The organism is Brevibacillus sp. HB1.3 (assembly GCF_013186635.1).
Classification (GTDB): domain Bacteria; phylum Bacillota; class Bacilli; order Brevibacillales; family Brevibacillaceae; genus Brevibacillus; species Brevibacillus brevis_D.
In genome coordinates this window covers 399,760-425,464 of the sequence record NZ_JABMIT010000005.1, presented here as the reverse complement: position 1 = coordinate 425,464, position 25,705 = coordinate 399,760, and the positions used below count along the sequence as shown (strand labels likewise).

At 50.7% G+C, this 25,705-nt stretch carries 25 protein-coding genes; 24 read left to right on the top strand and 1 reads right to left on the bottom strand.

The window, feature by feature from the left end:
- Window positions 1-3 precede the first annotated feature (3 nt).
- The 21 genes from HPY31_RS14935 (at window position 4) to HPY31_RS14835 (ending at window position 19,380) form a co-directional block, all read left to right on the top strand.
- Window positions 4-861, top strand: a complete 858-nt coding sequence (locus tag HPY31_RS14935) for a 3-hydroxyacyl-CoA dehydrogenase family protein (protein WP_172141346.1) — start codon at window positions 4-6, stop codon at window positions 859-861.
- Window positions 845-1,600 (top strand): 3-hydroxyacyl-CoA dehydrogenase family protein, encoded by a 756-nt coding sequence (locus HPY31_RS14930; RefSeq protein WP_172141345.1) that lies wholly within the window; start codon window positions 845-847, stop codon window positions 1,598-1,600. The genes HPY31_RS14935 and HPY31_RS14930 overlap by 17 nt, the downstream gene beginning before the upstream one ends.
- Complete coding sequence (locus tag HPY31_RS14925) at window positions 1,597-2,796, top strand: thiolase family protein (RefSeq protein ID WP_172141344.1); 1,200 nt, start codon at window positions 1,597-1,599, stop codon at window positions 2,794-2,796. The genes HPY31_RS14930 and HPY31_RS14925 overlap by 4 nt, the downstream gene beginning before the upstream one ends.
- A gap of 33 nt (window positions 2,797-2,829) precedes the next feature.
- Complete coding sequence (locus HPY31_RS14920; protein WP_172141343.1) at window positions 2,830-4,029, top strand: thiolase family protein; 1,200 nt, start codon at window positions 2,830-2,832, stop codon at window positions 4,027-4,029.
- A gap of 27 nt (window positions 4,030-4,056) precedes the next feature.
- Window positions 4,057-4,482 carry a thioesterase family protein gene (locus HPY31_RS14915; RefSeq protein ID WP_172141342.1) on the top strand — a complete coding sequence of 142 codons (426 nt, stop codon included), beginning with the start codon at window positions 4,057-4,059 and terminating at the stop codon, window positions 4,480-4,482.
- A gap of 169 nt (window positions 4,483-4,651) precedes the next feature.
- Window positions 4,652-5,479: a phenylacetic acid degradation operon negative regulatory protein PaaX gene (gene paaX / locus HPY31_RS14910; protein ID WP_016741468.1), complete on the top strand. Its 828-nt coding sequence runs from the start codon at window positions 4,652-4,654 to the stop codon at window positions 5,477-5,479.
- 134 nt (window positions 5,480-5,613) lie between these two features.
- Window positions 5,614-6,492: a branched-chain amino acid ABC transporter permease gene (locus tag HPY31_RS14905; protein WP_172141341.1), complete on the top strand. Its 879-nt coding sequence runs from the start codon at window positions 5,614-5,616 to the stop codon at window positions 6,490-6,492.
- Complete coding sequence (locus HPY31_RS14900) at window positions 6,489-7,520, top strand: branched-chain amino acid ABC transporter permease (protein WP_238351804.1); 1,032 nt, start codon at window positions 6,489-6,491, stop codon at window positions 7,518-7,520. Before HPY31_RS14905 ends, HPY31_RS14900 begins: the two co-directional genes overlap by 4 nt.
- Entirely contained in the window at window positions 7,517-8,278 is a 762-nt protein-coding gene (locus tag HPY31_RS14895) for an ABC transporter ATP-binding protein (protein WP_015893223.1), read from the top strand. The genes HPY31_RS14900 and HPY31_RS14895 overlap by 4 nt, the downstream gene beginning before the upstream one ends.
- Window positions 8,279-8,300: 22 nt before the next feature.
- Window positions 8,301-9,044, top strand: coding sequence for an ABC transporter ATP-binding protein (locus HPY31_RS14890; protein WP_016741472.1), 744 nt, complete (start codon window positions 8,301-8,303; stop codon window positions 9,042-9,044).
- A 33-nt stretch (window positions 9,045-9,077) separates the two neighbouring features.
- On the top strand, window positions 9,078-10,265 hold the full coding sequence (locus HPY31_RS14885; RefSeq protein ID WP_172141340.1) for an ABC transporter substrate-binding protein: 1,188 nt from the start codon (window positions 9,078-9,080) through the stop codon (window positions 10,263-10,265).
- An 84-nt stretch (window positions 10,266-10,349) separates the two neighbouring features.
- Window positions 10,350-11,177 (top strand): methyl-accepting chemotaxis protein, encoded by an 828-nt coding sequence (locus tag HPY31_RS14880; RefSeq protein ID WP_172141339.1) that lies wholly within the window; start codon window positions 10,350-10,352, stop codon window positions 11,175-11,177.
- Window positions 11,178-11,292: 115 nt separating this feature from the next.
- The gene (gene paaA / locus HPY31_RS14875; RefSeq protein WP_172141338.1) at window positions 11,293-12,261 is read left to right on the top strand and encodes a 1,2-phenylacetyl-CoA epoxidase subunit PaaA; all 969 of its coding nucleotides are present in this window, start codon (window positions 11,293-11,295) and stop codon (window positions 12,259-12,261) included.
- Between the two features lie 10 nt (window positions 12,262-12,271).
- Window positions 12,272-12,604 (top strand): 1,2-phenylacetyl-CoA epoxidase subunit PaaB, encoded by a 333-nt coding sequence (gene paaB, locus HPY31_RS14870; protein WP_015893218.1) that lies wholly within the window; start codon window positions 12,272-12,274, stop codon window positions 12,602-12,604.
- Window positions 12,605-12,621: 17 nt separating this feature from the next.
- A complete protein-coding gene (gene paaC, locus HPY31_RS14865; RefSeq protein WP_172141337.1) occupies window positions 12,622-13,455 on the top strand; it encodes a 1,2-phenylacetyl-CoA epoxidase subunit PaaC in 834 nt (277 codons plus the stop codon).
- 17 nt (window positions 13,456-13,472) lie between these two features.
- Window positions 13,473-13,976, top strand: a complete 504-nt coding sequence (gene paaD, locus HPY31_RS14860; protein ID WP_172141336.1) for a 1,2-phenylacetyl-CoA epoxidase subunit PaaD — start codon at window positions 13,473-13,475, stop codon at window positions 13,974-13,976.
- Window positions 13,977-14,000: 24 nt separating this feature from the next.
- On the top strand, window positions 14,001-15,443 hold the full coding sequence (locus HPY31_RS14855; protein ID WP_172141335.1) for an NAD-dependent succinate-semialdehyde dehydrogenase: 1,443 nt from the start codon (window positions 14,001-14,003) through the stop codon (window positions 15,441-15,443).
- Between the two features lie 551 nt (window positions 15,444-15,994).
- Window positions 15,995-16,867 (top strand): cytochrome c oxidase assembly protein, encoded by an 873-nt coding sequence (locus HPY31_RS14850; protein WP_172141334.1) that lies wholly within the window; start codon window positions 15,995-15,997, stop codon window positions 16,865-16,867.
- A gap of 43 nt (window positions 16,868-16,910) precedes the next feature.
- Window positions 16,911-17,369 (top strand): DUF420 domain-containing protein, encoded by a 459-nt coding sequence (locus HPY31_RS14845; RefSeq protein WP_172141333.1) that lies wholly within the window; start codon window positions 16,911-16,913, stop codon window positions 17,367-17,369.
- Between the two features lie 38 nt (window positions 17,370-17,407).
- Entirely contained in the window at window positions 17,408-18,343 is a 936-nt protein-coding gene (gene cyoE, locus HPY31_RS14840; protein ID WP_172141332.1) for a heme o synthase, read from the top strand.
- 122 nt (window positions 18,344-18,465) lie between these two features.
- Window positions 18,466-19,380 (top strand): COX15/CtaA family protein, encoded by a 915-nt coding sequence (locus tag HPY31_RS14835; protein WP_015893211.1) that lies wholly within the window; start codon window positions 18,466-18,468, stop codon window positions 19,378-19,380.
- A 500-nt stretch (window positions 19,381-19,880) separates the two neighbouring features.
- Here the strand turns inward: HPY31_RS14835 and HPY31_RS14830 are convergent, their stop codons facing one another.
- Complete coding sequence (locus HPY31_RS14830) at window positions 19,881-20,630, bottom strand: hypothetical protein (protein WP_172141331.1); 750 nt, start codon at window positions 20,628-20,630, stop codon at window positions 19,881-19,883.
- A 51-nt stretch (window positions 20,631-20,681) separates the two neighbouring features.
- Between HPY31_RS14830 and HPY31_RS14825 the strand changes: the two genes are divergently transcribed.
- The 3 genes from HPY31_RS14825 to HPY31_RS14815 are packed head-to-tail and all read left to right on the top strand — an operon-like array spanning window position 20,682 to window position 25,691.
- Complete coding sequence (locus tag HPY31_RS14825) at window positions 20,682-20,870, top strand: hypothetical protein (RefSeq protein WP_172141330.1); 189 nt, start codon at window positions 20,682-20,684, stop codon at window positions 20,868-20,870.
- Entirely contained in the window at window positions 20,803-22,041 is a 1,239-nt protein-coding gene (locus HPY31_RS14820; protein WP_172141329.1) for an exonuclease SbcCD subunit D, read from the top strand. Before HPY31_RS14825 ends, HPY31_RS14820 begins: the two co-directional genes overlap by 68 nt.
- Complete coding sequence (locus HPY31_RS14815) at window positions 22,041-25,691, top strand: AAA family ATPase (RefSeq protein WP_172141328.1); 3,651 nt, start codon at window positions 22,041-22,043, stop codon at window positions 25,689-25,691. Before HPY31_RS14820 ends, HPY31_RS14815 begins: the two co-directional genes overlap by 1 nt.
- Window positions 25,692-25,705: the final 14 nt, after the last annotated feature.

Below are 25,705 nucleotides of genomic sequence, written 5' to 3'. Positions count from 1 at the left end.
CAAGTGAGTATAAAAACAGTAGGCGTCATTGGGGCGGGAACGATGGGAGCGGGGATCGCTCTCGTCTGCGCTCGCAAAGGACATCAGGTCATGCTGCTGGATGCAAATCAGGCGGTGCTGGACAAAGCGCTTGTCTATTTGGAATCGATCCTGACAAAAGACGTGGAGAAAAACAAAATCAGCGAGCAAGAAATGACAGAGACGCTAGAGCTGGTCCATCTCGTTTCGGAAATGGAGCAGTTGGCAGACTGCGATATCGTCATCGAAGCGGTGCCAGAGCGTCTTGATTTGAAAAAAAGCATTTTCAGCCAGCTTTCTGAGATTTGCAGAGAGGATGCCCTTTTACTAACGAATACTTCCTCCATCTCGATTACGGAGATTGCAGGAGGCCTTTCGCATCCCGAGCGCATTCTCGGATTTCATTTTTTCAATCCGGCACCCGTCATGCCTTTGGTTGAGGTTATTCGCGGGAAAAAATCGAGCGAGGAAAATGTGGAGATGGCGTATCGATTTGCGCAAGAGTTGGGCAAGGTGCCTGTTCTGGTGACGGACACCCCTGGCTTTATCGTCAATCGCATCGCGCGTCCTTATTATAATGAAGCATTGCGCATTCTGGGCGATCATGTGGCAGGTGTGGAGCAGATTGACCGCATCATGAAGCTGGCTGGCGGATTCAAAATGGGACCGTTTGAGCTGCAAGACATGATTGGCATCGACATCAATTTTGCCACGACCAAATCGGTCTATACCGACTTCTTCCATGAAGGACGATTTAAGCCTAGCCGGATTCAGCAACAAATGGTTCAATCCGGTAGCTTGGGCAGAAAGACGGGGGAAGGCTTCTATGACTACAACAAATAAGGCTGTATTGCTCGTGGGCACAAGCCCGCTGTACGCAGAGCTGAATCAATTGATGGTGGAAAGAGGCTACCAGGTGCTTACGCTTGCAGAAGCAATGGCGGAACCTGAGCTGGTTGAATTGGCTGTGGAAGTAAATAGCGTGGATATGCAGGCGAAAAAGAGGCAGGTACGCGAGCTGGATGACCTATTGCCACCAAACGTACCAATCATCACGACTTCGCTCGCGATTACAGCGACAGAAGTAGCGTCCTGGACACAGCATCCTGAACGCGTTTGCGGATTTGGAACGCTCGTGCCCTTGGTCGAACGGGAGCTGATCGAGATTGCCCCTGCACTGCAAACGGAGCTGGATACGATTCAAGCAACAGAAGGCTTCTTTCAATCGCTCGGGAAAGAGACGGAAACCGTAAACGACGAGGTCGGTCTCGTATTCCCGCGCATTTTAACACTCATTATCAACGAGGCAGCCTTTACCTTGATGGAAAAAACAGCAACGGCTACTGATATTGATATCGCGATGAAAAAAGGCACCAACTACCCATACGGTCCTCTCGAATGGGCAGATCGCGTTGGCTTGGACGAGATTTTTGCGATATCGAGAGGCTTGCAACGGGATCTGGCCGAGGAGCGTTATCGCACTGCGCCGCTATTACGAAAGCTGGTGCTGGCAGGTCGTGTCGGTGTGCGCAGTGGGCAAGGCTTTTACACGTACGAAGAAAAAGTGGGTGTAGAGGCATGAGCTTGATTAACAAGGAGGTGTACGTAACAGCAGCCGTACGTACACCAATCGGCAAGCTGGGCGGAAGTCTGAAGAACACCCCCATCGACGACCTGACAGCCATTGTCTTGAATGGAGCGCTTGCGAAGGCAGGACAATCCGGTGAGATTGTTGATGGGGTCATCATGGGTAACGTCATATCGGCCGGACCGTTTATTAACATTGCCCGTGTTGGTTTGTTGAAAGCAGGGCTTCCTGACACCATACCTGGACTGACTGTGAATCGGGTGTGTGCATCCGGACTAGAGGCAGTCAATTTGGCTGCGCAGTCCATCCAGACAGGACATAGTCAGGTCATGCTGGCTGGCGGTGTAGAGAATTTGACTCGTTCACCGTACATCATGGAAAAATTCGATCAGCCGTATCAACGCGGCGGACAGACACTGATCGAGTCTTTTGGCGGACCTCGTTCTGCTCCTGTCTCGCTCTATGGCGATCTGACCATGGGAGATACCGCGGAAAACGTGGCAGAGCAATTCGGCATCAGTCGCGAGGATCAGGATCGTTTTGCAGCAGAGAGCCAGTCTCGGGCTATCAACGCGATAGATACAGGTCTGTTCCGTGATGAGATCATTCCCATCACGTTAAAAGGGAAAAAAGGGGAAGAGACGCTGTTTGATACGGATGAATTCCCAAGAAGAGATTCCAGTGTGGAGTCGTTGTCCAAGTTACGACCTGCTTTCCGAAAAGATGGTAGTGTCACAGCAGGCAACTCCTCCGGTATCAACGATGGTGCAGCGGCCTTGCTCTTGATGAGTGAAGAAATGCTGCAAAAGACAGGCGTCGCTCCTTTGGGGCGTATTGTTCATTTCGTCAGTGCTGGTGTAGATCCGCGCATTATGGGCATTGGTCCGGTCGCTGCGATCCGCAAGCTGCTCGCAGAAACGAACATGACCGTAGAGCAAATCGACCTCTTTGAGTTAAATGAAGCGTTTGCTTCCCAATCACTCGCCTGCATGAGAGAACTGGGACTGGACCCGCTGAAAACTAATGTAAACGGTGGAGCAATCGCATTGGGTCATCCACTCGGAATGAGCGGTGCCCGCCTGGCAGGTACGATTCTTTTCGAGCTGAGACGTCGCAATAAGAAATACGGAATCGTTTCATTGTGCATAGGCGGCGGTCAAGGATTGGCCACGTTAGTAGAAGCGCTATAGAAAAAAGCCCTTGTGCATGGGAGGAGTGGAAGAATGGGTACACCTGTCATCATAGATGCTGTGCGCACGCCAATCGGCCGCATTGGTGGTGCGTTGAAGGATGTGCGCCCGGATGACCTGGGCGCATTGGTGATTCAAAAGCTGCTGGAACGCAATTCCATCGATCCGAAGACGATTGATGATGTCATCATGGGCTGTGCCAATCAGGCTGGGGAAGACAACCGCAATGTCGCGCGTATGTCACTTCTGTTGGCGGGATTGCCTGTCGAGGTGCCGGGAGTGACTGTGAACCGCCTGTGCGGATCAGGTCTGGAGGCTGTGAACCAAAGCGCGAATGCAATCAAAGCCGGAGCAGGTCACGTCTATATCACGGGCGGGACAGAGAGCATGACACGCTCTCCGCTGGTGATGATGAAGCCTGGCACGGCTTTTCAGCGTGGCAATCAGCAGTTAGTCGATACGACGCTGGGCTGGCGATTGGTCAACGAAAAAATGAAAGAGATGTATCCGCCGATCAGCTTGGGGGAAACTGCGGAGAAGGTAGCGGAGCAATACGGCATTAGCCGCGAAGTGCAAGATGAGTTTGCATTGCGCAGTCAGCAAAATTACGCACATGCCTTGGCAAAAGGAAAGTGGGAGGCAGAGATCGTTCCGGTAGAGCTAAAAGGGCGCAAAGGTGAGGTCACATTGTTTGCACACGATGAGCATGCACGCCCGGAGACGACGATCGAACAGCTGCAAAAGCTGAAACCAGCATTCCAAGCAGATGGCAGCGTCACAGCGGGCAACTCCAGCGGTCTAAATGATGGAGCCTGCGCTCTGCTCATCATGGAACAGGAAGCGGCTCTTGCAGCCGGCTTGAAGCCTCGTGCAAGGATCGTCGCATCCGCAGTCGCAGGCGTTGATCCATCCGTGATGGGAATTGGACCTGTACCTGCAACGCGTAAAGTACTGAAGCAGGCAGGCTTGACCCTTTCGCAGATTGATCTGTTCGAATTCAACGAGGCTTTTGCGGCGCAGGCAGTGGCAAGCGTACGCGAGCTGGGGGTCAACCCTGATCTGGTCAACGTAAATGGCGGAGCGATTGCTTTGGGGCATCCGCTCGGGTGTAGCGGAGCGCGCATCCTTACTACTCTTTTGTATGAAATGGAGCGACGTGATGCCCGTTACGGGTTGGCCGCGATGTGCATTGGAGTTGGACAGGGGATCGCGACGATTATCGAGCGTGTGTAGCTTGGACAGATAGGGAGGCAGGTACTCTTGATAGATAGACTGCAGCCGGGTACGACGGAAGAATTTACTGTGACAGTGACAAAGGACATGCTTCCTGTTTTTGAGGGTCAAGTCGTGCATCCTGTAATGTCGACAGTCAGCATGATTTATTACATGGAATGGGCGGGAAGGCGCGTCATTTTACCGTACCTGGAAGCCGATGAAGAGGGCTCGGGGTTTGCTGTAGACATCAAGCATGTCGGACCAGCTGTGATTGGTCAGGAGGTCACGTTCCGAGCTACCTGTGTGCAGGTTACCGAAAAACGCGTAGTGTGCGAGGTTACGGCGGACACTACGCGTAATCGTGTAGGACTCGGGACGTTCGTCCAGGCCATTTTCAAAAAGGACGAGATTAAGCAGCGCTTTGAAGCCTTGCAAGCAGAGATCAATCAGGAAGTAAGTAGGAAATCATAAATTTGACAGAATAAATTGACTCATTTGAAATGTTTTATTATAATTACGTTAAAATTACGTTATACGATTTTAACGTCATATACTCTCGATCGATTCACGCACTTCCTACAGAATATGGTACAATTTCACACAGCTAATAGGTATGAATCGATTTGGGGGTAGAAGAAACGTGAAGCCACAATCCATGCTTTTTACAATTTACGGTGAATACGTCCGCCATTATGGAAGCGAAATCTGGATTGGTAGTCTGACCAAGCTGATGGGGGAATTTGGACTGTCGGAGCCGGCTGTTCGTGCAGCGATCTCCCGGATGCTTCGCCAAGGCTGGCTGGAATCGCGAAAAGTAGGGAACCGCAGCTTCTACTCGGTATCCGAGCGCGGCAAAAAGCGGCTGGAAGAGGCAGCGGCACGTATTTATAAGGTCGAGACAGATGTGTGGGACGGCAAGTGGTGCATTGCTAGCTACAACATCCCCGAGGAGCGTCGAGCGCTGCGTGATCAACTGCGCAAGGAGCTGGGCTGGATGGGCTTCGGGATGCTGACGACCAGCACATGGATCAGCCCGAATAACCTCAGTGATCGCGTGAAGGACCTGACGGAAGCCCACGAGATTACAGAGTATGTGGAGATTTTTACATCCGAGCATATGGGCTGGAGCAATCCGAAGCAGCTCGTGCAGAAATGCTGGGATATCGATGAAATCAATGAAAAGTACAAAGCCTTCATCGATGCCTACCGAGAAGAATATGAGCAGCTTTCAGCAAAACTCAGCAATGGAGAAGAGGTTCCAGACAGCCATTGCTTCGTGGAAAAGACAAAGCTCGTCCACCAATACCGCAAGTTCTTGTTCATCGATCCTGATTTGCCGCAGGAATTGTTGCCAGAGCTGTGGTTGGGCAAAGAGGCGGATCAGTTGTTCCAAAATTACTACCAGTTATTGAATCCAGGGGCAGTACGATTCTTCGAGACCGTGTATGAAGCTGCGCCATCCGCATAGGCGAAAGCTGCGAAGGAAAGGCCCTAGCACGTCTAGGGTCTTTATTCATCAATATGTTTTCCATTATTTAAAATGTAAGCGTTTTACTTGGGTGTCGTTTAGTGGGCGAGAAACAAAGGGGGTACAGCACGAATATGACGGAATTGCTGCAGTACATTGCAAACGGACTCGTCAGTGGCGGGATTTACGCGATCGTAGCGGTAGGTTTCATCACGATTTATAGCGTAAGCAAGGTGATTAATCTGGCGCAGGGTGAATTTTTGATGCTGGGCGGAATGGTTACAGTAGCCTTGATTGGCATGAATCTTCCATATGGGTTGGCGGCATTGCTCGCGATCCTCCTGGTCACCTTGATCGGTGTTTTGATGCAGAAATATGTAATCGCTTACGTCAAAAAGGCTAATCCGATTAGTTTGATTATTTTGACGATAGGTATTTCCACACTGATTCGCGGCATTGCCAGCTTTATTTGGGGAAAGGATGCGTTTGCCCTCGAACCGATTACGAGCAATGAGCCGATCTCGTTCGGTGGCGTGATGATCGCACAACAAAGTATCTGGATTTTGGCTGCTGTTCTTATCATTCTTTTTCTACTTTGGTACTTGATGGACAAGACGATTCTCGGCAAAAAAATTAATGCCTGTTCGGTCAACCCGATGGCAGCTCGCCTGATGGGGATTAGCCCGACAAAGATGAGTATGCTGGCCTTCGCCATCAGTGGAGCGACCGGAGCGATTGCAGGAATTGTGATCGCGCCGCTTTCCGTAACGTCCTACGATGTCGGCGTGCTGCTCGGAATCAAAGGCTTTTCCGCAGCCATTCTTGGCGGACTGGGAAATCCATTGGGTGCAGCTGTAGCCGCCTTTTTACTCGGGATCGTCGAGTCATTGGGGGCTGGTTACATCAGTTCCGGTATGAAGGACGCGATCGCTTTTCTGGTGTTGATCGGCATGCTGTTGATTAAGCCATCCGGCATCTTTGGAGAACGCAGCGTTGGAAAAGGAGGGCTATGATGAAGCAGATCATCGATAAGTGGGGCAAAAGTATAGGAATCTATCTGTTCTTGATGATTCTTTTTCCATTCGTGATGCCAGATGAATACTATCGTTCTGTCGGAATTATTATCGGTCTTCAAGCAATTGTAACCATCGGGCTATGCCTCGTGATGGGGCTGGCTGGACAAATTTCGCTGGGACAAGCAGCGTTTTGGGGGATTGGTGCCTATACCTCGGCAGTATTGACGACAAAGTACGGTCTGCCGCCATTTATCGGTCTCATTGCTGCTGCGATTGTTCCAGGTTTATTCGCCTTTATCCTCGGGCGGGCGATAGCGGGGCTGCAAGGCTACTACCTCGCGATGGCAACACTCGCATTTGGCTACATCGTCCAGATCGGGATTACGGAATGGGAGCCGGTCACCGGGGGAGCAAACGGGATGATCAGCATTCCACAAATGACTTTCTTCGGTGGAAGCGAGCTGTCCATGTACTTTCTGATTTGGGGAGTCGTCACCTGTGTGCTGCTCTTCTCACTCAATCTCTTGAATTCGCGCGTCGGCAGAGCGTTTCGGGCTATTCACAAAAGTGAGATTGCTGCGACCTCGATGGGAATTGATGTCCGTAAGTTCAAGCTGAATGCCTTTGTGGTAAGCGGCATGTTCGCTGGTATTTCCGGCGGCTTGTACGCCCATTACATGGGAATTCTCGATCCGCAGCCGTTTGGACTGCATGAGTCGATCAAGTTTCTCACGATGGTCGTCATCGGCGGGATGACAAGCATCTGGGGCGCTTTGGTCGGGACGATCCTGATTGGTTTTATCAGCGAGGGACTGGTCCTTTTGAGTGAAGTGGTACCGGGCTTGCAAGGGGATGTGGACACGATTGTATTCGGTGCGATTCTCGTGCTGTTCATCATGTTCATGCCTGAAGGATTGGTTCCGCGCATCCGGACTGCTTTCGAAAAAGGGCAGGCGAAAAAGGCGAAGGGCATGGCTGAAGAAGCACAGCGAAAGCAGCAGGTGGAAAGGAAGGCTGCAACATGACGACACTTTTGGATGTGCAAAAGCTCTCTCGTGATTTTGGCGGCGTACGGGCAGTGAATCAAGTAGATTTTCAAGTGCGGGAAGGAGAAATCCTTGCGCTGATCGGTCCGAATGGCGCTGGAAAAAGCACGGTGCTCAACATGGTGTCGGGTGTGATCCCGCCTTCGGAAGGTGAGATTCGCTTCAGCGGCCAGCCGTTGTCACGCGTGCCAGGCTATGAATATGCCGGATTAGGCATCACGCGAACCTTTCAAAACCTCCAGACATTTGACGATATGACCGTCTTGGAAAACGTGATGGTCGGCATGCATACCAAGACAAGTGCGAGTCTCTTTTCCTGCGGCATGAATCTGGCAAAGTCCCGCAAGGAAGAAAAGCTGATGCAGGAGCAGGCACGAACGTGGATCGAGAATGTAGGACTAGCAGAGGTGGCGGCCTCGCTAGCTGGGAGTTTACCGTACGGGAAGCTGCGGCTGATGGAAATTGCCCGCGCGATGGTAGCCAAGCCGCGGTTGCTCTTGTTGGACGAGCCTGCTGCGGGTCTGAATCATACAGAGACGGCGGAGATGAGCCGCATGTTTTGCGAGATTCGAGACAACGGAACGGCTATTTTGCTAGTGGAGCATGACATGGACATGATCATGACGATTGCGGACCGCATCGTTGTATTGGATCAAGGATCAAAAATCGCAGAAGGAACCCCGCGTGAGATTCAGGAGAACCCACGAGTGATTGCGGCGTATCTGGGTGCAGAATGAAGCGCGAAAGAGGTGGAACATGATGGGGAAGACAGTCCTTACAGTAGACAACATCACGGCTCGCTACGGCCCGGTGGAAGTGCTACACGGCATTACTCTACAAGTGAACGAGGGCGAAATCGTCTCCCTGTTGGGTGCAAATGGGGCAGGTAAAACGACACTTTTGAACTGTATCTGCGGTCTGCACGGCGACAAGGAGGGGAAGATTTGGTTTCGTGACGCGGACATTACGCGCGTTCCTGCGGAGCTGGTGGTACCTCGGGGCATGGCGCATGTACCGGAGCGCAGACAAATTTTTTCCACGCTGACAGTTGAGGACAATTTATGGCTGGGTGCTTCGCATCGGATGCCCAAGACGAGCAAAAAGGAAATTGCCAAAGAAATGGAGACGGTGTATGAACGTTTTCCCATTTTGGCAGAGCGAAAATGGCAGCTCGGAGGAACGCTTTCCGGGGGGCAACAGCAGATGCTCGCCATCGGCAGGGCGCTTTTGTCTCGACCGCAGCTCCTCTTGTTGGACGAGCCTTCACTAGGACTGGCTCCGCTCATTGCCAAAGAAATCCTGACGATTGTGCAGGAGATTCGCTCGGAATGGGGCACCACGGTGCTGTTGGTCGAGCAAAATGCTCGCGCAGCGCTCGCTATTTCCGACCGAGCTTACGTACTCAGTACGGGAACCGTCATGCTGGAAGGGAAGGCAGACGAGATAAGCAATGACCCGCGTGTACAATCTGCTTATTTGGGAAGCTCACATGAAGCTGTTTAACAAATATAACCACATACATGAGGGGGTACACCCATGAAAAAAAGAACATTCAAAAAATGGCTATTTCCAGCAGCAGTTGCTTCGCTCGTATTCTTGAGCGCCTGTGGAGGCGGCGCTACGCCAGCGGCAGAATCAGGCACTGGTGGCGCTAGCAAGGACCCGATCAAGGTCGGCGCTATTTTTTCGCTAACGGGTCCGAACAGTCCGCTCGGTGTACCGGAGAAGCAAGCGGTAGAGCTGTTGGTAAAAGAAATCAACGGCGCGGGCGGTGTAGATGGCCGACAGGTAGAAGTCATTTTTGAAGACGACAAGTCTGACAATACGGAAGCGGTAAAAGCGATCAAAAAACTCGCATCGAAAGAAAAGGTCGTAGCTGTACTCGGCTCCTCAGGCAGTGGCCCGTCTCTCGGGATGGCTGAGTATGCCGCAGCAGAAAAGCTCCCGCTGATCTCGATGGCAGCAGCAGACCAAATCACCAATCCAGTTCGTGCCAACATCTACAAAACACCGCACACAGACGTACACGGAACGAAGCGCATCTTCAAGTATTTGAAGGAAAAAGGCATTACCAAAATAGCTACGCTCAATGACAGCAATCCATATGGAAGTGGCTGGACGACACAGCTGCAAAAATATGCGCCTGAGTACGGCATCACGATTGTAGCGGAAGAAAAATACGGCACAAAAGACCCGTCCATGAGCTCTCAATTGACCAAGATCAAAGGGACGGACGCACAAGCGCTAATTGTGGCAGGGACGAACCCAGGACCCGCTACGATTGTGAAGGAAGCGAAGCAACTGAACCTCACTATTCCGATTATTAGCAGCCATGGCTCTGCGAACAGCAAATTCCTCGAACTGATTGGAGACGCCGGCGAGGGTGTCCTGATGGTAGCTGGAAAACTGCTCATTCCTGAACAAGTAGCGGCGGACGATCCGCAATCTGCGATCATCAAAAAATTCGTGGATGGCTATCAAGCTGCCTACAATACACATCCTGACGGCTTCGCAGGATACGGATACGACGGCTTGAATTTGCTCGTGGAAGGCTTGAAGCAAGCAGGCAGCGACACATCCAAACTAGGCGAAGTATTGGAAAAGGTGAAATACGTAGGGGTAACCGGAGAATTCAAGTTCACCGCTGATGATCATAACGGTCTGACAGAAGACAGCATGATCATGGTTGAAGTGAAGGATGGAAAATTCCAGCTCGTTAAATAAGTGAAAGAAGTTCGTTCCCTCCGCGTTGTGAAAAAGAATGCGGGGGGAATCGTTGTTTTCATTACAAGGGTAGGAGGAGCATGCATGTCTCAATTGCTGAATAGCGTCTTAATGGTTGCACCGATTTTACAAAAGGCATTTTTGTCCGAATGTATGGTAGGAGTCACTGACAAAGAGAAGTTTCTCGCCTATTATCCGGCACAGGGCTTGAACCTGAGGATTCGAGTAGGAGATGAATTGCGCCCGGGGAGTATCAATGCGACGGCGGTAAAAGAGGGCAAGCGGGTCGTGAAGAAGATTTCCAAAGAGCTATACGGCATCCCGTATATCGCAGTCGGTTATCCGCTTGTAGAAAACGGGCAGGTAGTCGGATGCTTGGCGACAGGCGTGACGACCGATCAAGAGGATCGTTTGCACGGCTTGGCTCAAAACTTGACGGACGCGCTGGAAAATATCGCGCAGCACACAGAAAATCTGGCAAAGGACGCAGACCATTTGGCACAAGCGAGTCACACGCTGAGTGATGCAGCCGGTCAATTAGGGCTGAAAATTGCAGAAACGACCCAGATCAACGAATTGATCCGCAATATCTCAACGCGCTCCAATGTACTCGGCTTGAATGCCGTCCTCGAAGCGGCTCGTGCAGGGGCTGCTGGACGCGGTTTTTCCGTCGTTGCAGAGGAAATCCGTCAGCTTTCCCAGACGACTGCTACTTCAGCGAAAGGCATTTTCAGTCTATTAGATGAAATGAATGCACTCGTCGGGACGGTAACCGGCGAAATGGAGAAGACGATGAATCACAGTGTACAGCAGTCGACCCGAATACAGGAGCTGGATGCAGTCATGCAAGAGCTGCGGCATATGGCCGAGCAGTTGAAAAAGGCAGCAGATATAACTGGGCGCGGAGAATAGGAGAGTCTCCATGTAAGCGTATTGCAAAAACGTATGACGATATGTTATTATTGCGTTATAAAAACGTATTATAATTTTATCATAATGCATATCTGATAAAAGGAGGGCGTTCTCCATGCAAATGAGGCTCGAACATGCCGATCTGACTGAAAACGAAAAGTTGGAAGCGTTTTTAGCGAGAATCGATCGCGGGGAAAAAATAGAGGCAGACGATTGGATGCCAGACGACTATCGCAACCAGTTGATCAAGCTGATTTCGATGCATGGCATCAGTGAGATCATGGGTGCCTTGCCGGAAAAAGAATGGGTACCAAAGGCGCCGACATTGCGCAGAAAGCTGGCGATTATGGCGAAGGTCCAGGACGAGATGGGGCATGGTCAATTGCTCCTTCGCGTCGCAGAAGACTTGCTTGAGCCATTGGGCAAGACGCGCGAGGATATCATGAATGATTTGTTTTCAAAGAGACTGAAATTTCACAATGTATTCCACATGGAAGCACCTACCTGGGCTGATGCTGGTGTGATTGGCTGGCTGGTTGACGGAGCGGCTATCATTACACAATCGATGTCCCTCGATACATCTTATGCACCTTACGCCCGCGCTCTGCATCGGATCTGTGCGGAAGAAAAGTTCCACGCCCAGCACGGGGAGAGCATCGTCTTGGAGTTGGCAGAAGGCACTGATGAACAGCGTCAAATGCTACAAGATGCTATCCATCGTTGGTGGCCTTCCCTCTTGATGTTTTTCGGACCACCGGAAAATGGCAACATTACGAGCAATCAGGAAGCCAACATGCGCTACAAGATTCGTACACAGACGAATGAAGAATTGCGCCAAGTATTCCTGGAAAAGTATGTGCCGCGTATTTTCCATCTTGGCTTCACAGTGCCAGACGATACGATTTACTTCGACGAGGCAGAAGGCAAATGGGTCTACCAACAGCCTGACTGGGAGGAGTTCAAGCAAATCGTCAAGGGGAACGGACCACGCTCCGCTCATCGTCTGAATCTTCGGGTAATGTCTTATGAGGAAACCAAATGGGTGCGCGATGCGATTATGTCGTACGGCCGACAAGTAGGGTAGGTGAATGTGGATGAGCAACGAAAACTTTTTCATATACGAAGTATTCAGCCAAAAAAGCGTAAATGCTCCGTTCGTCCAACAGTTCAGTTTGTTGGCACCCAATAAAGAAGTTGCTTTGAGTATGGCGAGGGAGAATTTCCTGCGCCGTGAGCCTTGTTTTAATTTGTGGGTAGTCAAGCGCGACGACATTTTTGGACTCCCGCCAGAGGAGCGTCCTTTCTTGGAAAGACTCGACAACAAGAGCTACCGGGAGACCAAAGGATACGGCGATTTGCAGTCGAGATGGCGCCACCATCGTGAGCAGTACGAAGAAAAACAGAAGCATGCAGGCAACGGCAGTTAAGCAGGAGGGATACAATCATGGGCGACCGTTTACATGTAGAAACAGTGGAAGCAGCAAAACAAAATCCGTCATTTGCAAAAGCCTTGACCGACCTGTTGTTCCAGCTTGCTGATGACGATTTTATATTGGCTTATCGCGGATCGGAATGGCTTGGGCTGGCTCCGCATATTGAAGAAGATGTGGCTTTTTCATCGATGTCTCAGGACATGATGGGCCATGCCGTAATGTTTTATGACATGCTTGAGCAACTAGGAGTGGGCAAAGCAGACGATCTCGCACAGCTGCGCGAGGCGAAGGCGTTTTCCAATGCGATCTTGGTAGAGCGTAAAAACGGCGACGGCGAATACAATGATCATCCCCATTACGATTGGGCTTATGCGATTGTTCGCAGCTATGTGTACGGCTTATACAAGCAGGTTCGCTTGGAGGCTCTTACGCAGTCGTCATACGCACCACTCGCGCTGGTCAGTCGCAAAATGATGACAGAGCATCGCTACCATCTGATGCACTGGCAAGTTTGGTTGAAGCAATTGGCAAACAGTACGGCTGATGCCCGTCAGAGGCTGGAGGCAGCCATTGCAAAAGTTTGGAAGGATGCCGGGGAGTTGCCTCAGCTTGGACCAAACCAAGTCGATATCGTTCAATTTGGCCTGATTGCAGAAGAAGGGCAACTGAAACAAAAATGGCTGACACTGACCAAAGACATTTTTGAAAATGCAGGACTTGACTGGCCAGGTGAGCCAGGAGTGCCACAGGAACGCGGTCGTCATGGTGAACATACTGCTGATCTGGTGCAAGCTTTGGCAACCTTGTCTGAAGTGTATCGCATTGATCCGGCTGCGGGCTGGTAAAAAGGGGTGATTCTCTCATGGCGCAAGAAGAACTGCAACTGCATGAAGGGCTTGAAGCGACATGCTGGGAACTGCTGCAGCAAGTAACCGATCCCGAAATTCCGGTGATTAGCATGGTAGAGATGGGGATGGTCCACAAAGTGCGCGTCGAAGCAGACGTCGTACACGTCGAGGTGCTCCCTACCTTTGTCGGCTGTCCGGCACTCGAGATCATGAAGAGAAACATCACAGTAAAGCTGGTGGAGGCAGAAGGAATCAATCAGGTTCAGGTAGCGTTCGTCTATGATCCAGCCTGGACATCTGATCGTATCGCTTTGGATGCTCGCGATAAGCTGAAAAGCTTTGGCATCGCGCCTCCACCGCTTGACTTCAAACCGGGAGACACATGGGAAGTAGCCTGTCCCTACTGTGATTCTCCGTATACACAAATGGAAAATTTGTTTGGCCCTGCTGCTTGTCGAAGTATTTTGTATTGCCGGCACTGCAAAAATCCATTTGAGGCCCTAAAACCAATCTATTGAGAGAGATTGAGAGGAGCGAATGTCATGGGAGAGTACAAGCAAATGTTTATTAATGGAGAATGGGTGAATGCCGAGAGTGGCGAGTCCATTCAAATTACGAATCCGGCTACAGGTGAAACAGTTGGCACAGTAACCTTCGGTGATGGTCGAGATGCCAACAAAGCCATCGACGCTGCTCATCAGGCATTTGCCAGCTGGTCTCGACTAACTGCTCGTGAGCGCGCCAAATATTTGTACAACTTGTCTGAGCTGGTGAAAAACAATCGGGATGAACTGGCGGGCATCATTTCTGCTGAAATGGGCAAGCCTTTGGGCGAGGCAAAAGGCGAAGTGCTGGGTGCTGCTGATAACTTTGTTTGGTACGCAGAAGAGGCCAAGCGTGTCAACGGAGAGACTATCCCATCCTCGGTTGCGAATAAGCGCATCATGGTGCTGCGTCAGCCTGTAGGGGTGGTAGGGGCGATTACCCCATGGAATTTCCCGGTGAACATGGTTGCACGTAAGATCGCTCCGGCTTTGGCTGCGGGCTGCACGGTGGTTTTAAAGCCAGCAGAAAGCACGCCGTTGTCTGCGATTCGCATGTTTGAGCTGATTGAGCAGGCTGGTTTTCCAAAAGGCGTCGTAAACCTCGTCATTGGAAATCCGGAATCGATTGGGAAGGAGTTTATCGACAATCCGAAGCTCTCCAAAATCGGATTTACAGGCTCCACCCGTGTCGGCAAGCTGCTAATGGAAGGCGCGGCGAAGCAAGTGAAGCGCGTCAGCATGGAGCTTGGTGGTCACGCACCGTTTATCGTATTCCCGGATGCCGATCTGGATGCAGCCGTAAAAGGTCTGTTTGAGAGCAAGTTCCGCAACTCCGGTCAAATGTGCATTTGCACGAACCGTCTATATGTCCACGAGGATGTCGCAGATGCGTTTACAGAAAAGCTGGTAGAGCGTCTGAAGCGTGCGAAGGTAGGGGATGGTCGCCAGAAAGAGACGGAGATCGGCCCACTGGTGAACGAACGCGCCCTGAACAAAGTGCTCGAGCATATCGAGGACGCCAAGGACAAAGGCGGGCAAGTGGTATACGGCGGAAATCGTTTGGTTGAAGGTGATTATGCGAAGGGCTTCTATTGCGAACCAACCTTGCTTGCTGGCGTTACAACGGATATGAAAATCTCCTATGAAGAAACGTTCGGCCCTGTCGTTCCACTCGTGCGTTTTACAGAGGAAGCAGATGTCGTACAGATGGCAAACGACACACGTTACGGTTTGGCTGCTTATGTGTACACCCGCGATAATCAACGCTGCTTCCGCATGGCTGAGCTCCTCGAATACGGAATCGTCGGGATCAATGACGGATCGCCAACCCAGACACAAGCGCCATTTGGTGGTTTCAAGGAAAGCGGAATCGGCCGTGAGGGTGGCCGCTATGGAATGGATGAGTATTTGGAGACCAAGTTCGTTTCCTTTGGTTTGTAAGATAAGAAGAGAAGAAGAGTTCAGACAAGATCTGGACTCTTCTTTATTTTTTATAGGAAGTGTTTTAAAAGGTACGATATCCCAATAAAGCTGGTGAGAAGAAAAAGCACAGGTCTCGTAGACCTTGACAACGCCTACCCAGTCGGAACTTCCAAAAGAGGACCACGCTTGTCGAACACTTCTTCCCTGAGAAACTTCCGCCCGTAGGGTGGCTTTGGCTCGACGGTCCCCTTTTGGAAGTGGAGACGGACAGTAAACTCCCCCTTGTGGGCGTGTCAGAGTCGGAGAGAACTGTGCTTTTTCTTCTCCTCCACCATGATGACTCAATTCACAATAGGTTTTATGTGAATTTTGCGAATTGTATTGTTCAACACTTTGTTCATTTTTGTCTTCAAAGAAAAAGGGAATAAACGGTATAATGGAGATTGGATCAAGGGCAACATTTAATAGATAAAAATTGGTATTTCATATTGACAAAAAATGTACATATGACGACGCCCAGCGAGTGCGGCAACGTCCAAGATTTCACATTCGGAAGGGAGGATATAAACTTGGGAAATGCACATCAAATGCACGAGATGTCACCAGCTACCGGATCAGCAACCTTTTCGGATTTATGGAGTCCGGATGTGATGCTTTTGTCGTTGCTCGTGACTACTGTCTACTTTCTTCTAACAGGTCCGATGCATAAACGTTTTGAAAACGCTACACCGGCGACTAGCAAGCAAAGATTGCTTTTTGTGTTGGCAATCGTATTGTTTTACGTTGCACAAGGAAGCCCTATCAGTTATTACGGCCATCATTACATGTTTAGTTTACACATGCTTCAACAATCGATCTTGTATTTTGCTCTGCCACCGCTCATGCTTCTGGCCATGCCTGAATGGCTTTTGGCCAAGATTTTCCGTCCGAAAGCGCTGAAGCTCATCCTAAACTCCTTGACACATCCGTTAGTGGCAGCGCTGTTGTTCAACTCCCTGTTTTCGTTTTACCATGTTCCGTTTATATTTGATGCCGTTGCGATCAACCATGAGTGGATGACGTTTTATCATATCATTCTCGTGATTGCCGCATTTGCAATGTGGTGGCCCATTGTGAGCCCGTTGTCTGATAACAAGCGACAACTGGCCGGATTGAAAAAACTGTCGTACGTTTTTGCAAACGGTGTCTTGATTACGCCAGCCTGTGCGCTGATTATTTTTGCCTCGGAACCGCTGTACGCTACGTATATAGCTGCTCCACAGCTATTCCAGAGCCTCGACGCGTTTAACGATCAGCGCCTTGGCGGAATCATTATGAAGCTGGTACAGGAGCTTGTTTATGGCTGTGTGCTGGCCTATGTTTTCTACCATTGGTACAAGGCAGAGAAGCAGGACGACTTGCCGATGGATCAATCTTTCGGTGCTGAAAAGCCGACTTTTTAAATATGCGCGAACAGCAGAAACGTTTGTTGAATGAGGTGGAAAAATGGGGCTTATATTGCCTACGGTAAGTACGGCTTTTATTGTCATTAGCGGAATTCTTGTTGCGATTGGCTGGTACGCCATTGCGAAAAAGCAAGTAGATAAACATATGAAGATTATGAAATGGGCTGCGATCTGTGCCACGATCTTCTTTATCACTTATGTTTCCAGAACGGCGTTTATCGGAAACACTCATTTTGGCGGACCTGACAGCATCAAGCCAATCTATCAGACGTTCTTATTCTTCCACATCTTCCTGGCAACAGTCGGTGGTGTGATGGGTCTGATTACACTCAGGTACGCTTACACGAAAAACTATGCTTCACATCGGAAGATCGGTCCTTGGACGTCCATTGTTTGGTTTGTAACCTCGATTACAGGAGCTGCGGTTTATCTGCTGCTGTACTGGATTTATCCAGGTGGCGAGACGTCTGGCGTGCTGGATGTCATTTTTGGTAAGTAATCGGGTATTCAGATAGAAGGAAACAGGAGGTACAAAACGTGGACCAGCAAATGACCGTGCAGGAATCGCTTGATGCCGATGCTTCTTTGCAGACACAGCCGGTAGGGCCAGCTACCTTTCGGGATTACATACAACTGACGAAGCCAGGTATTACTCTGTCAAACTTGATGACCACTTTTGCTGCTTTATGGTTAGCGTCTTACGGTTATCCGAACTGGAAACTGGCCTTTTTCACCATGCTGGGAACCGCTTTGGTCATTATGTCGGGTGCGGCTTTAAACAATTTCTATGACCGTGATCTGGACAAAAAAATGAAGCGGACGCAACATCGGGGGGTAGCGACCGGAAGAATATCTGCACGTAACGCAATCCTCTTAGGGATTGGCCTGCTTCTGGCAGGGGTTACTGTGTTGGCTGTATATGCGAATCCCTTGGCGGCGGTGTGGGGATTGATCGGACACATTTTTTACGTGCTGATTTACACGCCGTTGAAACGAGTGACAACTCTCAATACGGTGATTGGCGGTATCTCAGGTGCAGCTCCTCCCGTGATTGGGTGGGTAGCAGTAACAGAGACCATGGACATGACTGCTTGGCTGTTGTTCCTTGTTTTGTTCTTGTGGCAGCCTCCCCATTTTTTGGCGTTGGCCATGTTAAAAACAGAAGAATACCGTGCAGGTAATCTGCCGATGCTACCTGTAGTAAAAGGCTTTGCCGAGACGAAGCGACAAATGGTGCTGTGGGGTTCGGTGTTGTTCCCGGCTTCTTTGCTGCTTTTCATCCACGGTAGCTTAGGCTTTGTGTATTTGCTCGTCATGGGTGTGATGGGAATTGTGTACATGGTTCTGCTTTTCCAAGGGTTCAAAACCAAGGATGATCTTGCTTGGGCACGCAAACTGTTCGGCTACTCCATCCTTTATTTGACAGTGTTTTGTGCAGCGATCGTCATTAGTACCATGGTCAACTATTATTGACACGAAACACTCACTAAATGTTCACGGAACATCCCTTGCTTAGCAGGGGATGTTTCATTATCGTAAAAGAGGACATAGAACGAGGTGTTGTTTGATCCTCACAAGAAACAGGGTGACTTACTATGGGAAAATGGCTGAAGCCATTAGCTTTTCTTGCTACCTTGATCATGTTTATCGTGATGGTAGCCGGTTCGCTTGTTACAAAGACAGAATCAGCACTCGGCTGTGGAAATGACTGGCCGCTGTGCAACGGTAAATGGGTTCCGGAATACACGTTGGCATCCATTATTGAATATTCTCATCGCCTGATTACAGGTGTTGCCGGTATTGTTGTCGCGATTTTCTCTGTACTTTGCTGGCGCTATTACAAAAACAACCAAGAAGTTCGCAATCTCGCTATTTTTGGTTTGTTTTTCATCGTAGTGGAGTCCATTCTCGGCGCTTCTGCCGTTATTTGGCCACAGTCCTCATCTGTTTTGGCTCTGCACTTTGGATTCTCCTTGCTTGCTTATACAGGCGTGTTCTTGTTGAGTGTGTTCGTTTATCAGCGGGAAAAAACGCAAAGCCTGGTGAAAACGACCGTCTCAAAAGGCTTCCGCAACTGGATGTGGTTCGTCGCTATTTATACATACGCGGTCGTTTATCTCGGAGCGTATGTCAGACATACGGGTTCAAGTATGGCATGCAGTGACTGGCCACTGTGCCAAGGACAGGTCATCCCAGAGTTATACGGACAGACTGGTATTCATTTTGCACACAGAATCGCTGCGTTGGTGTTGGGATTCTTGTTGTTGGGGACAATGATTTACTGCATTCGTCATTTCAAGGAAAAACGGCGTGACTTGTACGGTGCAAGTATCCTGAGCTTTATTCTTTGCATCGCGCAGGTGTTCAGCGGCGGCTTCGTAATTATCTACAAGCTTCACCTGTACGCTACTCTGACGCACTCGATGATCATCACGATTTTGTTCGGGATCATCTGCTACATGTGTTTGCAGACGTTGAAGTCACCGACAAATGAAAAGCTGAGAAGATAAGAGGAAAAGCTGCGCTCCTGATTCAGGGAGAGCAGCTTTGTTTTATTTGATGTGGCTGTGGTGGGGGGAAGAAGTGCATTTCCAGTCTGCGCTTCGGACTACGCCCCGCAAGGGGGGATTCACTGTTCGCTACGAAATAAATGGTGGGAGCGCTTCAAACGTTGAAGTTTCGAGGAAGGATCTCATAAGTGAAGCTGAAATTCCCCGCCATTTATTTCGTAGCTGGGTAGGGCTCCAGAGGCGCTTGGACTGGAAATGCACTTCTTCCTACGCGACTTTTAATTAAACATCTTGTGAGTAAATTCAAGAAGCTTCTTGTCATACTTTCACAATGATGTAAAAGCATCGGCTCAGATACACAGCTGTTAGAAGCCCTGTCACATGTTCGGAAGGAGACCGCCCGAACGCAGAGAGGAAAAAGGCGACTGGAGAACATGTGGCAGGACTTCTCCCCACTACAACGGATAGAAGACAACGCATTTACATACCGAACCGTCAGGCTATTGCACAGACGGTTTTTCAACATTCATCGGAACAAAAACACCATTTTCCCAACGATAAATTTGCAATGTAGTCTCAGGCTTGCCCGGCAGTAGTTCACCTGTATCCGGGTTTAGCTCCTGCTTCGTTTGCCAGTGGTAGAGCAATGGTTTTGCTTCGTCATCATGTACGATTTGATAACTGCCGACAGTCCGGAAAAGTTGACCACCTGGCACTGAAACCGTTTTCCGTAGCAACCCTTCCCATGCTTTGACCAGACGACCTTTGTCCAAATACCACAGATTTGCCTCGTAGACCGATACGCCTGATCCGCCAGTGTGCTGGACTGTTTCAAAAACCCGGTTTCCTGCGAGCAGACGTGGCTCATCTTCCGAGTTCTTGTCGATCTCAGGGGAATTCACTTCACGCGTATAGTCCCAATGATCCAATTGCAAGCGCGGTGGATTCCATTTCTCTTCCGCAATGAGGGCATACGAACGATCTGGCTTTTGATCCAAAACGTAAAAATTCCCGATATGTACGCTGCCGTTATGTTTGGCGACAATTTCTAGTTCAGGGTCATCATCCAGATTGACGAGCTGAAAGTCAAAGTTGTCGGTAACAACTGGCGCTTTGGCTTGCTTGTTAATCCAATCCAATACTTGGGTCTTGGTAGGCGCCTTGGAGGCAAGGGAAGAGGGGGCAGTGAGGACGAGACTGGAGGCGGCAAGTCCTACTGTCAGGTTGAGCAACAGGCGGGAATTACGCAACGGTAACGAGCTCCTTTCCGGGATGAGATCGATCAATCACGACCCTTTCAGTTGGAAGACGAGCAGTCAGGAGCAAAAGTAACGGAGAAGTGGAGTAAATTTCAACCGCGAACAGCGCTGTCTTTTGTTACAATGAAAAGCAAACACATGATCGTGGAGAGTGATAGTAGCTATGCGGATATTACATACAGCCGATTGGCATTTCGGGCGGCAACTGGAAGGGCGGGATCGCCGTATTGAGCAAGCGGCGTTTGTGGACGAGCTTTGTCACATAGCGGATGAGCGGGAAGTGGACTTGGTGCTGATCGCTGGGGATGTGTACGACTCGGTCAATCCGCCTGCTTGGGCGGAAGAGCTTTTTTATGATGCATTGGAGCGCTTGTCTTCGGAAGGCAGGCGAGGTGTTGTCGTGATCGCCGGGAACCATGACCAGCCTGAGCGGGTGCGGGCAGCAGCGCCGCTTGCGACAAAGCACGGGATCGTTTTGTTGGGGTTGCCGAAGGAAGCGCCATTGCTGACACAGGAAGCATCGGCTGATCGCGTGCAAATTGTGCAGGGAGGCCCTTCCTGGCTGGAAATGAAGATTCCTGGCTGCGCTGCGAATGCGGTCATTTTGGCATTGCCATATCCTTCTGAATCGCGATTAAAGGAGCTGTTGAGCGAAAGCTTTACCCAGGAGCAGATGCAGCTTGCTTTTTCCGAGCGCATTGCACAATTACTTGCTGATCTGTCTGTTCATTTTCGCGAGGATACGGTCAATCTGGTCACGAGTCACTTGTTTGTCATGGGCGGTAAAGAAACGGATTCCGAACGACCGATTCAAATTGGGGGAGCGTTGACTGTATCGCCGCAGGCTTTTCCGAAGAACGCTGATTATGTCGCGCTCGGCCATCTCCATCGACTGCAAAAGCTCAGTGACAAGCCGTTGGTGCGTTACAGCGGCTCACCGATTTCATACAGCTTTTCTGAAGCAGGTCAGAGCAAGGCAGTTGTACTGGTCGAGGTGGAGCCAGGGCAAGAAGTACATGAGGAGATCATTTATTTGACGAGCGCGCGGCCATTGGCACGTTGGAGGGCGACAGAGGGAATCGAGCAAGTAGAGCGCTGGTTGGAAGAGGGACGCGATGCAGGGGCGTGGATTGACTTGGAGCTGCATGTGTCTGGCGTGATCGACCCGGCAGAATTTCAGCGTGTCCGCAAGCTATCAGATGATTTCTTGAAAATACAGCGTGTTGTCGTGAGGGAAGAGCGTGAAGAGGAAGAGGAACAGCGGGTCGAGCTGACAGAGCTTTCGTCCGATCAATTGTTCAAGCGCTTCTATGAACGAAGACGGGGAGCAGAGCCGGATGAGCAGCTCGTGGCCTTGTTCCAGCGTCTATTGGCAGAAACCGGAGGAGAGGGGGAAGAATAGTGAGACCGATACGATTGAAGCTGGCAGGGATGCACAGCTACCGAGAAATGCAAGAGGTCGATTTCGAAGTGCTATGTCAGGCGGGACTGTTTGGAATTTTTGGCCCGACTGGAAGCGGGAAATCGACGATCCTGGACGCTATCACGCTTGCGTTGTACGGGCAGGTCGTCCGGCTGGGCGGGGGTAATCACCCAAAAGAAGTGCTGAACCAACTGGAGCAGCGTGTTTTCGTTTCCTTTACCTTTGAGCTGGGTACTGGCGATGAGCGCAAGCAATATACGGTGGAAAGGGAATTTGGCTTGGATAAAAAGGGGAACAAGCGACAACCGGAAGTGAGGCTGATTCAGTCGGGAGCCTTGACCGGAGAGCCGGATGTCGTATTGGAGTCCAAAGCCACTTCCGCAACAGCTGCGATTGAGTCACTGATTGGTCTCACTTTGCAGGACTTTACCCGGGCGGTCGTTTTGCCACAAGGTCAATTTTCTCGCTTCTTGACGCTGAAAGGCAGTGAACGCAATGAAATGCTGCAACGAATGTTCCGCCTACATATATATGGGGAAAAGCTGAGTGAACGCGTACGGCACGCGTTGGAGCAGGTCAAGGAACAGATGCATCGCTTGCAGCTGGCGAGTGCAGCACTGGGTGACGCAGGTCCGGAAGCCTTGGAGCTGGCGAGACAAACGTGGGAGGAAGCTGCGCAAAAAGAGCAGGAATTCACCCAGCAAAAACAGGAGCTGGCAGGGAAGCTCAAGGAGCTGGAGCAGCTTAACCAATGGCATCAGGAGCTAGTGCACGTCCAGGCGCAACGACAGCAGCAGGGAGCAAATGAAACGGAAATGGCAGCTCTCACTGCGAAGATTCGCGAGTGGGAGTCGAGTATTCGACTGTGGCCATTACTCCAGCAATATGAGCGCTTGGATCAGGAATGGCATGCGACCGGCGCGGGATTGGAACGCAGCCGCGAGCAACAGGAGAGCGCACGTTTGGCCGTAGAGGAGGCAGAGCAAGCGTATCAGAAGGTTCAAGCCGAGTTGGCTGTACAAGAGCCGTTACTGATTCAGCAAAAGGGCAGGCTGGTACAGGCACAGGAGTGGGAAGAGGAGCTAACGGCGATCCGGGAAGAGTGGACAGGTCTGGAACGTGAATGGAACGAAGTGTCGGTTGCCTTGACCAACATAGAACAACAGCTGGAAATGGATGAGGCCGACTTAAAAAACTGGGAGCTTGCGTGGGCGGATCTGCAAGAACAGATGAAGCAGGTCACGATCTCTCCAGAATGGCGAGCGCAAATAGGAGCGGCCAGAGAAGCGAAGCAGCAGTGGGAGCGGGACCATGCCAAGGTACGTGAGCTGGAAAAAGAACAACTCACAGCACAGCAGCAAATTCAGGCGGCAACCCATACTGCCGATGAGCACAAACGCAGTTGGGAAGCGTGTGCGAATCGCTTGGCACAAAAAAGAGAAGAGCTGGCAACACCAACCAACTCGGCTTTAATGAGCGAAGCAGAATGGGAGAAAGCAAGAAATGTCCTGGCAGATATGAAGCAGGTAGGTCGCCAGTGGCGGGAAGTATTGCAGGCTTTCTCAGTCTGGCAGGAGAAGTCGCAACATATCGTCCAGGAGCGTAAGCAATTGGAGGAGCGCAATCAAGAGCTGACTCGGGCAGTAGAGGCGAGCGAAGCACTTGTGAAGAGTCAACTGGACCAACGAGATGAGCTGCGCCAGGAATGGGAACGCTGGCAGCAGGAAAACATGGCGCGATTTTTGCGCGAACGTTTAGAGGAAGGCAAGGAGTGCCCGGTATGTGGTTCCGAACACCACCCACACGGCCACCAGAACCATACAAAAGCATCTGAAGCGGGAACGGAGGGTGATGCCCTGCGTGCTCGAATCAAAGCGTCAGAAGAGGCATTGCGTGCGGCTGAACAAGAAGCAGGCAAGACCAAGGAAGCTTGGTTGGCAGCAAAGGGAGCGCTTGCTGCTTTTGATGAGCGCCTTGCAAGCGTAAAGGCTGAACAGGAGCAGCTGGAAGCGCGCTTGGAAGCGATCAAGGCAGAGTGCAGCGGGTACGGACAGCCTTGGATCGTGGATTCTTTCGAAGAGCTGATCGCCGTCTATCAGCGCGAGGAAAAAGAACTGATTGCCAAGCAAGCGGAAAGAGAGCGGCTAAAAGCAGAGCGTGAGCAATTGCAGCAGCAGCTAGAGGCCTTGCGTGAGGAAGAAGCGGAAAAGAAACGCTTGATGGAGCGGAGTTCGCTATTGCTCGAACAGGCACAGAAGGCGATCCATGACAATAAAGCGCGTCTGGACGCTGCATCCATGCAAGAAAAGCAATCCAGAGAAGAGCTGGATGCGAAGCGCAATGAGCTTCCCATTGAGGAAATCGAAAAGCGGTACGAGGAAATCGGAAAATCAGATCGCCGTTTGGCAGAATTGCAGCAGGTGCGATCAGAGAAAGAAGCGTTGCGCGGAAAGCTGATGATGCAGGTAGAAGCCGCCAAGTCGCGCAAGGTAGAGGGAAAATCACGGGAAGCGGCGCTGAAGGAAAAGCTGGAAGATAGAAAGCGCATGTGGGAACAAAAGCATGCTCAATGGCTGGAGCGAACGGGAGGACTTACTGCGCAGGAATGTTTGATGCGGGTAGAGGATTCTCTGCTCAGCTTACGTCAGGCAGTCACGCTGGCAGAGACAAAGCGCAAAGAGACCTCCGAAGCGCGGGAAACGGTGCAAAACAATTTGGTCAAGTATTCGGAGACGCTGGCGATCCTGACACGGCAACGCACAGAAGCTCACGAGACCTTGTACCAGGGCTTGCAGGAAACAGGTCTCGGTACTGTTGATTATGTACGGGAACGGTACGCTGAGCGCGAGCAATTGCCACAGGCACAGGAGCAAGTCGAGGCTTACACGAGAATCGCAGGGCAGCTTCGTTATGAGGAAGAAAGGCTGCAACAAGCTATAGCAGGCCGTTCGTTTACGCAGGAAGAGCTCACCACCGCAAAAGAGGCGTGGGATCAATGGGAGCAAGCCTTCCAGGAGGCGCAAAAGCAAGTCGCTGTCGCCAAAGAGCATGTGGATCGCATGGAAAAAAATCATGACAAATGGCAAGAGCTTCACAAAGAGATGATACAGCAGCAGGATGAACAGAGCCGCTTGGAAGAGTTGAAAAAATTGTTTGAAGCTAAGGCGTTTGTCCAGTTCATTGCGGAGGAAAAACTGGTATCAATCGCAAGAGACGCTTCCTATCACCTGAAGCGGATGACCGCCAATCGTTACGGACTGGAAATCGGCGACGAGGGCGAATTTGTTTTGCGAGATGAGGGAGCTGGTGGAATGCGCCGTCCAGTAAGCACATTGTCTGGCGGGGAAACATTCCTAACCTCCTTGTCGCTGGCTCTTGCCCTGTCGATGGAGATTCAAATGCGTGGCGGACGCCTGGAGTTTTTCTTCCTGGACGAAGGCTTTGGAACACTCGATCCGGAGCTTTTGGAAGTCGTTATGGATGCGCTCGAGCGACTGCGCATGGACGATTTCACCATCGGAGTCATTAGCCACGTCCCGGAAATACGTGTGCGCATGCCGCGTCGTCTGGTCGTGACACCAGCAGAACCGATGGGAAAAGGAAGCATGCTGCATCTGGAAATGGAGTAGGGAAGGGGAAAAAT

Bases quoted from the DNA above. Each gene is read 5' to 3' on its own strand.
- HPY31_RS14855 (WP_172141335.1), top strand. From the start codon at position 14,001: ATGGGAGAGTACAAGCAAATGTTTATTAATGGAGAATGGGTGAATGCC.
- HPY31_RS14880 (WP_172141339.1), top strand. From the start codon at position 10,350: ATGTCTCAATTGCTGAATAGCGTCTTAATGGTTGCACCGATTTTACAA.
- paaC (WP_172141337.1), top strand. From the start codon at position 12,622: ATGGGCGACCGTTTACATGTAGAAACAGTGGAAGCAGCAAAACAAAAT.
- paaB (WP_015893218.1), top strand. From the start codon at position 12,272: ATGAGCAACGAAAACTTTTTCATATACGAAGTATTCAGCCAAAAAAGC.
- HPY31_RS14890 (WP_016741472.1), top strand. From the start codon at position 8,301: ATGGGGAAGACAGTCCTTACAGTAGACAACATCACGGCTCGCTACGGC.
- HPY31_RS14920 (WP_172141343.1), top strand. From the start codon at position 2,830: ATGGGTACACCTGTCATCATAGATGCTGTGCGCACGCCAATCGGCCGC.
- HPY31_RS14925 (WP_172141344.1), top strand. From the start codon at position 1,597: ATGAGCTTGATTAACAAGGAGGTGTACGTAACAGCAGCCGTACGTACA.
- paaD (WP_172141336.1), top strand. From the start codon at position 13,473: ATGGCGCAAGAAGAACTGCAACTGCATGAAGGGCTTGAAGCGACATGC.
- HPY31_RS14885 (WP_172141340.1), top strand. From the start codon at position 9,078: ATGAAAAAAAGAACATTCAAAAAATGGCTATTTCCAGCAGCAGTTGCT.
- HPY31_RS14905 (WP_172141341.1), top strand. From the start codon at position 5,614: ATGACGGAATTGCTGCAGTACATTGCAAACGGACTCGTCAGTGGCGGG.
- HPY31_RS14900 (WP_238351804.1), top strand. From the start codon at position 6,489: ATGATGAAGCAGATCATCGATAAGTGGGGCAAAAGTATAGGAATCTAT.
- HPY31_RS14895 (WP_015893223.1), top strand. From the start codon at position 7,517: ATGACGACACTTTTGGATGTGCAAAAGCTCTCTCGTGATTTTGGCGGC.
- HPY31_RS14845 (WP_172141333.1), top strand. From the start codon at position 16,911: ATGGGGCTTATATTGCCTACGGTAAGTACGGCTTTTATTGTCATTAGC.
- HPY31_RS14820 (WP_172141329.1), top strand. From the start codon at position 20,803: ATGCGGATATTACATACAGCCGATTGGCATTTCGGGCGGCAACTGGAA.
- HPY31_RS14835 (WP_015893211.1), top strand. From the start codon at position 18,466: ATGGGAAAATGGCTGAAGCCATTAGCTTTTCTTGCTACCTTGATCATG.
- HPY31_RS14930 (WP_172141345.1), top strand. From the start codon at position 845: ATGACTACAACAAATAAGGCTGTATTGCTCGTGGGCACAAGCCCGCTG.
- paaA (WP_172141338.1), top strand. From the start codon at position 11,293: ATGCAAATGAGGCTCGAACATGCCGATCTGACTGAAAACGAAAAGTTG.